Annotated in this window: 11 protein-coding genes; all 11 read left to right on the forward strand. The window is 29.6% G+C overall.

The window, feature by feature from the left end:
- The coding region (locus ACRDBA_RS12670; RefSeq protein ID WP_438573289.1) for an ABC transporter substrate-binding protein at positions 1-1,329 on the forward strand (1,329 nt) is incomplete at its 5' end.
- A gap of 216 nt (positions 1,330-1,545) precedes the next feature.
- Positions 1,546-2,547 carry a S66 family peptidase gene (locus ACRDBA_RS12675; RefSeq protein WP_438573290.1) on the forward strand — a complete coding sequence of 334 codons (1,002 nt, stop codon included), beginning with the start codon at positions 1,546-1,548 and terminating at the stop codon, positions 2,545-2,547.
- 199 nt (positions 2,548-2,746) lie between these two features.
- The gene (locus tag ACRDBA_RS12680) at positions 2,747-2,911 is read left to right on the forward strand and encodes a hypothetical protein (protein ID WP_438573291.1); all 165 of its coding nucleotides are present in this window, start codon (positions 2,747-2,749) and stop codon (positions 2,909-2,911) included.
- Between the two features lie 119 nt (positions 2,912-3,030).
- Positions 3,031-3,354: a hypothetical protein gene (locus ACRDBA_RS12685; protein WP_438573292.1), complete on the forward strand. Its 324-nt coding sequence runs from the start codon at positions 3,031-3,033 to the stop codon at positions 3,352-3,354.
- A gap of 52 nt (positions 3,355-3,406) precedes the next feature.
- Positions 3,407-3,916, forward strand: coding sequence for a hypothetical protein (locus ACRDBA_RS12690; protein ID WP_438573293.1), 510 nt, complete (start codon positions 3,407-3,409; stop codon positions 3,914-3,916).
- A gap of 97 nt (positions 3,917-4,013) precedes the next feature.
- A complete protein-coding gene (locus tag ACRDBA_RS12695; RefSeq protein ID WP_438573294.1) occupies positions 4,014-4,658 on the forward strand; it encodes a hypothetical protein in 645 nt (214 codons plus the stop codon).
- 144 nt (positions 4,659-4,802) lie between these two features.
- The gene (locus tag ACRDBA_RS12700) at positions 4,803-5,114 is read left to right on the forward strand and encodes a hypothetical protein (RefSeq protein WP_438573295.1); all 312 of its coding nucleotides are present in this window, start codon (positions 4,803-4,805) and stop codon (positions 5,112-5,114) included.
- 203 nt (positions 5,115-5,317) lie between these two features.
- Positions 5,318-6,514: an MBL fold metallo-hydrolase gene (locus ACRDBA_RS12705; RefSeq protein WP_438573296.1), complete on the forward strand. Its 1,197-nt coding sequence runs from the start codon at positions 5,318-5,320 to the stop codon at positions 6,512-6,514.
- Between the two features lie 137 nt (positions 6,515-6,651).
- A complete protein-coding gene (locus ACRDBA_RS12710; RefSeq protein WP_438573297.1) occupies positions 6,652-6,993 on the forward strand; it encodes a PadR family transcriptional regulator in 342 nt (113 codons plus the stop codon).
- The gene (locus ACRDBA_RS12715; protein WP_438573298.1) at positions 6,977-8,152 is read left to right on the forward strand and encodes a DUF2812 domain-containing protein; all 1,176 of its coding nucleotides are present in this window, start codon (positions 6,977-6,979) and stop codon (positions 8,150-8,152) included. Before ACRDBA_RS12710 ends, ACRDBA_RS12715 begins: the two co-directional genes overlap by 17 nt.
- A gap of 58 nt (positions 8,153-8,210) precedes the next feature.
- Positions 8,211-8,432, forward strand: a 222-nt coding sequence (locus tag ACRDBA_RS12720) for a class I SAM-dependent methyltransferase (protein WP_438573299.1), incomplete at its 3' end; no start/stop codon positions are given.

An 8,432-nucleotide genomic window follows, 5' to 3' on the forward strand; every position in this document is an offset into this window, starting at 1 on the left:
AAAGAAGAATGGGAAAAAGCTAAAAAAGAAGTGGGATTTGACACAGTTAATCTTAGTATAATGCTAACAGATAGTGAATTAAATAAAACATTAGGTGAATTTTTACAAGAAGAAATAAGTGATTTAGAGGGGATGAATGTTGAGATTAAACAACTTCCAATGAAACAATTCTTAAGTAGTCTAAAATCAGGCGATTTTGATATAGCAGTAACAGGTTGGGGTCCTGATTATCCAGATCCACTAACATACCTATCAACACTAACTTCAACTCAATTATTCGGTACAGCACTAAAATACGATAATAAAGAATACTTTGATTTATTAGATCAGGCTATGAATAAAGTAAGCACAGATGAGTCTTGGCCACTGTATGCAAAAGCTGAAAAAGTACTTCTTGATGAAGCTCAAGTTGTTGGGATTTATCAAAGGGGAAATGCCATACTACAAAAGGATTATGTAAAAGATATTTCAGTACTTACATTTGGACCTAAGTACTCATACAAATGGGCAAGTGTAGATAAAGCTGATAGCGTGCTTAATGTAACTAATCTTTCAGATATAACTAGTTTTGATAACCCTAAAATAGGTGATGCTACGTCAAGAGAAGTAAGTCTAAATGTTATGGAAGGGTTGACTAGATTAGATAAAGATATGAATGTAACACCAGCAATGGCAGAGAACTGGGAAAAATCACAGGATGGAAAGACATGGACATTCAAGATTAGAAAAGATGCAAAATGGAGTAATGGAGAAAGTGTAACTGCAAATGATTTTGAATATGCATTTAAGAGAAGTTTAGACCCTAAGACTGGAGCTCAAAATACCAGTGTATTCTATGATATAGTAGGAGCAGAGGATTATAATTTAGCAAAAAATACTGACCCTAGTAGTGTAGGAGTAAAAGCACTAGACCCTAGTACATTACAAATAACTTTAACAAGACCTGTTCCATACTTTGATAAATTAGTAAGTCATCCAATATTCTCACCACAAAATCAAAAGTTTGTTGAAGCTCAAGGTGATAAATTTGGAACAAGTGTAGAAACTACATTATTCAATGGACCATTTACAGTTACATCGTGGAAACAAGAGGACCAGTACACTATGGAAAAAAATCCTAATTACTGGGATAAAGATTCTGTAAGTCTTGATAAGATACATGTTAAAATAGCAAAAGATGATAATACAGCCCTTAATTTATATAATGCAGGAGCAGTTGATAGAGTAGCATTAGGTGCAGAACAAGTAGATAAATACAAAGATAGTAAAGAGTTAGTGAAGGAAATAGATGCTAATGTAACATTTATGCAAATAAATGCCAATAAATAGAATATATAAGAGCTATTACATGATGTGTGTAATAGCTTTTTTAATTATAAGGAAACTATATAATAAAGGTCGCAATTGTTATATAATGCGAAATAAAGATACTTATGATACGATATAGATAAATTAGAATTTTACTAAGCGTTGTTTTGGAATAACAATAATTGGTGTAATATAGGATATATACTATGACTGTAGAAGATATACGGAGGTGCAACAATGAATGTAGTAGAGAGATTAGAAAAAGGCGATACAGTAGGTATCTTTTCACCATCTACACCTATAACATACTTTTGTCCTAAAAGATTTACTAGGTCTAAAAAGTATTTAAAAGAAAAAGGTTTTAACCTTATAGAAGGTAATCTTACAGGTAAATATGACTTTTATAGGTCAGGAAGCATTAAAGAAAGAGCTGAAGAATTAAATGAGTTAATTAGAAACCCAGAAGTGAAATGTATTATCTCTACAATTGGAGGGATGAACTCAAATTCACTTCTTCCTTATATTGATTATGAAGCATTCAAAAAAAATCCTAAAATTATAATAGGATACTCAGATGTTACAGCAATTTTACTTGGTATTTATGCACAAACTGGAATCAATACATATTATGGACCTGCTTTAGTTGCATCATTTGGTGAGTTAACTCCGTTTGTAGATGATACATACAAATATTTTAAAGAGCTTCTTATTGATGATACGAAGATTCCATATACTTATGAAGTCCCTCTATATTGGACAGATGAATACATTGATTGGGAATCGCAAAATAGAGGCAAAGAAAAAAGAGATAATAGATGGATAACTGTTAATGAAGGTATAGTATGTGGAAGAGTGATAGGCGGGAACTTAAATACTATACAAGGGATATGGGGAAGTAAGTATATGCCAGAAATAAAAGAAGGTGATATTCTATTTATTGAGGATAGCCTAAAGGATATTTCATCTATAGAAAGAAGTTTCTCCCTTTTAAAAGTTAATGGTGTATTTGATAAAATTTCAGGAATAATACTGGGTAAACATGAGTTATTTGATGACAAAAAAACAGGTAGAAAACCTTATGAGGTTTTATTAGAAGTTTTAGATGGTAAAAAGATTCCATTTATTGCAGAGTTTGACTGTTGTCATACACATCCAATGTTTACATTACCGATAGGATGTACGATTGAGCTTAACGCAACAGAAAAGAAAATATCTATTATAAAAGATTGGTTGAAATAAACTAACTGATAACTTTCAATTTATAGAGTAGATTTAGTGAACAATATTAGTATAATATGAACTTCAAAATGCAATATACATACCTTAAATGGGTATTGTATATTGCATTTTTTATTAGTAAATTACATCCATAAAATTAAATAAAATTTAAGATATAAAATGAAACAAAACAAAACAAAAGAATCTATCGGTATATATTATGAAAGATAAAGAAGAAGAGAAGACAAAGTTTGAAGAAATATTTAATAATTATAAAAAAACTATGTATTATGTTGCAAATAGTATATTAAAATATGCAGAAAAAGACCACTTTTATGTTAATGGGGAGAAATATGGTACATATATATATACTGAATTAGTATAAGGGGAAAACTTAGCTTGTTTATATATTGAAAATGTTTTACTATTGGAAAAAAATAGATTGTATTATATTATTAAATAATAACTAATATTTAAATTAGAAATTTGGAGGGTGAGTATATTATGATTTTTGGTTGGTTAACTACTGGAAGTATATTATTCGGATTAATTTCAATAATAGTGCCTATAATAAATCTTATGAGGCAAGATAAGGGTGCTGTTAGTAATGTAGGGGTGTTTTCAGGCATAAGCATTAGTGCATGTGCTATTTCTTTATGTATGCAAATATTTTATGCTAATCACTTGGTGCAAATAGAAGATTTTACAGCTATGATGGATATATTTGGAACAGTAGCGAGTATTTCGGCTTTACTTCTTTTGGCTACTATTACGCTTAATATTATTACATATATGGTATATAAAAAATCTCAAATAAATTCAAAATAAGTATTTTGTTAAAACATATATATTTATTAAAAAATTTTATTAGGGGGAGTATATGAATAAAAAGTTAATTATATTTGTGGCAGGGGTATTATCAATTACTATAATGATAGGAAACAATCTAAAAAAAGAATCTGGACAAGTAAGCATAATCGATAATGCAAAATATATTACAATCGAGGATAAAAATTTGGATGTATATGATACTATTCATGAACTTTCGCACTCTGTTGTAAATACAGATAAAGAAAGCGTTGAATTAATAGCTCCTACTAAAGAGGCTAGGAAGATAGCGTGGGATTTAGTAGAAAGCGAGATATATCTGAAAGATAACATAGCAATGTATAATAAAATAGGATATATAGTAGAAAAATTTTATTATGGATTAATAGATGAAGATTTGGTTAAAATGCATAACACTGTTGCAAAAGAATCTAATTTAGATTGTTCTGCAATAAGTTTAAATACCAAGGCAATAGAAGAAATTATCATTGATGATAGATTTTTTGATGATAAGGATAGAATTAATTATAATAATAGACTAAATGAATTGACTAAAAACTAGATGATGATAGCTATGATAATTATTAGTATAACTTAGGTTGAAATAACTTTGGAGCATTTTTCCAGGAAAAACGCAGATATAAAAGGGGGAACTTTAAATGAAAAAAATATTAATACCACTACTAGCGTTATTTTTAGTAGGTTGCAATCAGTCTAAAAATATTGAAGAAAAAGACCAAACAACAGACACTCAAGCAGTGGCAGAGGAAATAGCATTTGATGAAACTGAGTATACGCTTACAAAATACGAAAATGAGGCTGAGCAAACAGGGGAACCAATAGGAGCCAGGGAATTAGAATTGGCATATAATGAAATTATGGACCGTTATAACACGGTAGATAAAGAAGATTTGAAATATACACATGACAATGATTTAGAAATATACACATTTGAATATACAGATGGATTAGCAACTAATGGGCCATTACAAAATATGAATCCTTTAAATGATAAAAAATACAAAGAAGTGCTTCAAGCATTTGCATTTTATAGTGAAATAAATCCTGTAAATACAACATATGATGAAGCTATTAATTTAATAGATAAGGTTTTACCTAACGGGTACCAAAAAGTAGATGAAAAAGTTCATAAGGAAAGCAATATAACGATGATATATTACAAAACTGAAAAAGGGAACTTCATTGTAAAACTACCACATGCATTAACTGAAACTGAGAACGGTGAAATTATATTTGATGAAGAGCAGATAGCAGGAATCTCATATTATCTAGAGGTAGAATAGTAAGTATACAAAAACGCTAAGATTTGTACTTAGAACAGATATTAGCCAGCAATAAATAATAGATTCTGTTAAAATCTAGTGTTACTATTTAAATAGGTCGCAATTGTTATACAATACGAAATAAGAAAAAAAGGGGGGATGGTTATGAGATGGTATGGTGTTATTTTCGTGATCGCTAGTGTAGTTAGGGTGCTTGGCAGTGCAAAAAAAATATCTATAAAAGAAGTTCCTTACTATGACAAGATAAAGAAATACAGAATTATTAATGCTGGCTATTATGCTTTAGAGATGAAAGTTGAGGTAGTTTTGCTTGTGATCGTTTTTGTTTTTGCTCTTATTTTTAAGAATGTAGAACCTGTTACATTTTCTATGCTTTGTCTTCTATTGAATGCTTCAGCAACAACACATTTAAAGAGAAAAGCTATTTCAAGTGATTATATAGAAACAAGCGCATAAAATTAATCTGTGCGCTTGTTTTTATATAATTACTGGAACAGCTCTATTTGGAATTGAATCAGAAGAGTAGGAGCATAGCTCTTGCTTTTTTTACGTATTATTATAATTTAAAATATATGATTTAGCATTTTGAGTATTAAATTATTTTATATTATGACACAATGTGATAAAATATTTAAATCATAAAAAATAGGAGCGAATAAATGAATAAAAATTTTATCAAGAGATTAGCAACACCGTTAATAGTTATGTTTTTATTAACAGCATGTTCATCAGACAACAGTAACAATGATGAAGTATCAAAAGAAGATACAGTAGTAAAAACTGAAACAGCAGTAGGCTCTACATCATCAGATAACGAATCAGAAACTAACAAAGAATCAAACACTCAAAATACAGAATCTGAGATACATTTCATAAACACAGGAAATTCTGATGCAATACTAATAAAGCAAGGTGACAAAGCAGCACTAATAGATGCTGGAGATAACGATGACGAAGGTAAAGTGGTATCATACCTAAAACAACAAGGAGTAAGCGAATTAGAATATATATTTGCAACACATCCTCACGCTGACCATATAGGTGGATTAGATGCAGTAGTAGATGAAATACCAGTAAAAAAGGTATATGTAAGCAATGGCGATGCAGACACAAAAACATACTCAGACTTTATATATGCAATGGCTAACAAAGGATTAAAACCAAGTGTACCATTATTAAATAGTGAATTTAAACTAGGAACATCAACATTCAAAGTATTAAGTGTAGCAAATGAAAAGGAACCAAACAATAACTCATTAGTACTGCTTTATACAAACGGAGAAGATAAAGTACTATTAATGGGAGATGCAGAAAAAGAAATAGAAGATAAAATAAAAGTGGAAGGTGTAGATTTATTAAAAGTAGGACATCATGGATCTCACAGTAGCTCAACTCCTAGCTTTATAAATAGAGTAAACCCACAATATGCAGTTATTATGGCAGGACAAAATAACAAATATGGACATCCACACAAAGAAACAATGGATACTTTAGAAAACAAAGGTATAGAAGTTCACAGAAGTGATGAATGTGATCATATAGTGTTTAAATCAAGTGGTAGTGGATTAAGTGTAGACTGTAAGGTAGGTAGCTATAAATATGGAAAAGAGTCTAGCTCATCAAGTAGTTCAAATAATTCAAATGTAGCAGTAGCACCAGTACCAGTTCCAGAACCGACTCCTGAAGTAGAACCTACACCAGAAGTTAGTAATAGTACAGATATTGTATACTGGACACCTAATGGAAAGTCATATCATACAACAAAATCTTGTTCTACATTAAGTAGAAGTAAGACTATAAATTCAGGTACTCAAGCACAATCAGGTAAATACGATCCTTGTGATAGATGTCACTAATAAAAAACACCAACCTCATTATGAAGTTGGTGTTTTTTATTATTTGAAATATTTAAACTATGTGTTGTTGTGATATGTCACGATGTGATATAGTTTAAGTATGATATATCACATCGTGACATAGAAAGGAGAGTTCTATGAATAATGAAAAAGTACTAAAAGCATTTATGCCAATGACAGAAACTGCCTACTATATATTATTATCACTTACCAAGCCAAGACATGGCTATGGAATAATACAACACGTCAAAACTATCACAAAGGATAGAATAACACTAGGCTCAGGGACTGTGTATGGAACGCTTACAAAGATGCAAAACAACGGAATAATAACTATATATTCTGATGAAAACAGAAAAACAACATATGAAATAACAGACCTAGGGAAGCTGTTAATCAAGGCTGAAATAAATAGAATCAAAGAATTACACAAAAACGCAATAGCATATGAGGGGGATTTTGATGAAGAGGGTAATTAAACCATTTTGGAGTTACAACATAAGTAAAACAGAAGATTGGTTATCAAAAATGGCAAAAGAGGGATATATATTAAAAGATATAAATACATTAACGAGAGTATTCACATTTGAAAAATCAGAGCCTACAACAATGACATATAAAATTTGTTATGAGAGTAAGGGCGTAGATGATATATCAATAGCCTTAAAAAGAGAAGGCTGGGAAAATACAGTAAATAAAAATAGATGGATGTTTATTTCTAATAAAAAAGAAAGTAGTGAGATAGCATTAAATCCAATGAGAAGTAAACTATTAAAAAGAAATAGAATTATTAAAAATATTACTCAGTTTATGATGATTTTATATGTAGTAATATTTTTACCAATATTTCTAATGCTTACTGCAATGGGTGCACATTTAAATGGAAGTGTATTTGAAGTAATGGACTCTGATTTAATATATGAAAATATACTATTTTGTATATTTAGTTATAGATTTGAGACTGCATTGTTTTTAGTATTCCTATTTGGTATATATACATTAGTTAAGCTAAACCAAGTAAGTAAGTATATTAAAAACAATGATAGTATCAACAATGTAGAAGTACAAGAGGAAAATATATTATTAATAGAAGATGATAAATTAATAAAGAAAAGAAAGTTAAACTGGTACTATTATCCTGAAAAAACTATAAAGTGGCTTAATAATATGGAAAGCCAAGGATACAATCTATGTAAAGTGGATAAGGGTGGAAGCAAGTTTTACTTTAAAAAAGATCAAATAAGAAAGATAAAATATGTAATAGACTATCAAAAGGAACCAGCTAGCTCATATTATGAAATACATAAAGAAGATGGATGGAACTTAAGATTTAAAACTGGCGAAGATACGAATCAGTGGTGTTTATGGGCCAAAGAATATCAAAGTGTTGAACCTGAAATGTACACAGAAGATGAAGATAAAATAGGATATGCTAAAAATTTATTAATATCTCATACAATAAGGTTTATACCAATGATATTAATAGATATACTACTTGTTTATTCAAACCTTGCTAAAGATGATAAATCATACTTTGCAGCAATTATATTTGCATATACAGGTATTAGATACAGTATATTTTATATAAATATATTTAAATCTTATTTAAACGCTAATAAAAAGGTAGAGATAAATTAATGATTATATAAATGATTAATATTAAGGGCGTTTTTTATAAAGAAGGGGAGTGTTTATAATGGGGAAAAATTGGGAACAAGAGTGGGATAAAATCTATAAAGAACAAGGTGAAGTTCAGTTTGATGTATTGCCAACAGTAGTACTTGCAAATCATATATTCAAAGAAAATAATTGTAAAACTGTTATGGATTTAGGCTGTGGTACAGGTAGACATTCTATATATCTAGCAAAAGAAGGATTTAAAGTTTATGCCACTGACATTTCAGATACAGGAATAGAG

It is taken from the genome of Clostridium sp. (assembly GCF_051654825.1).
In the GTDB taxonomy this organism is placed as follows: domain Bacteria; phylum Bacillota; class Clostridia; order Clostridiales; family Clostridiaceae; genus Clostridium.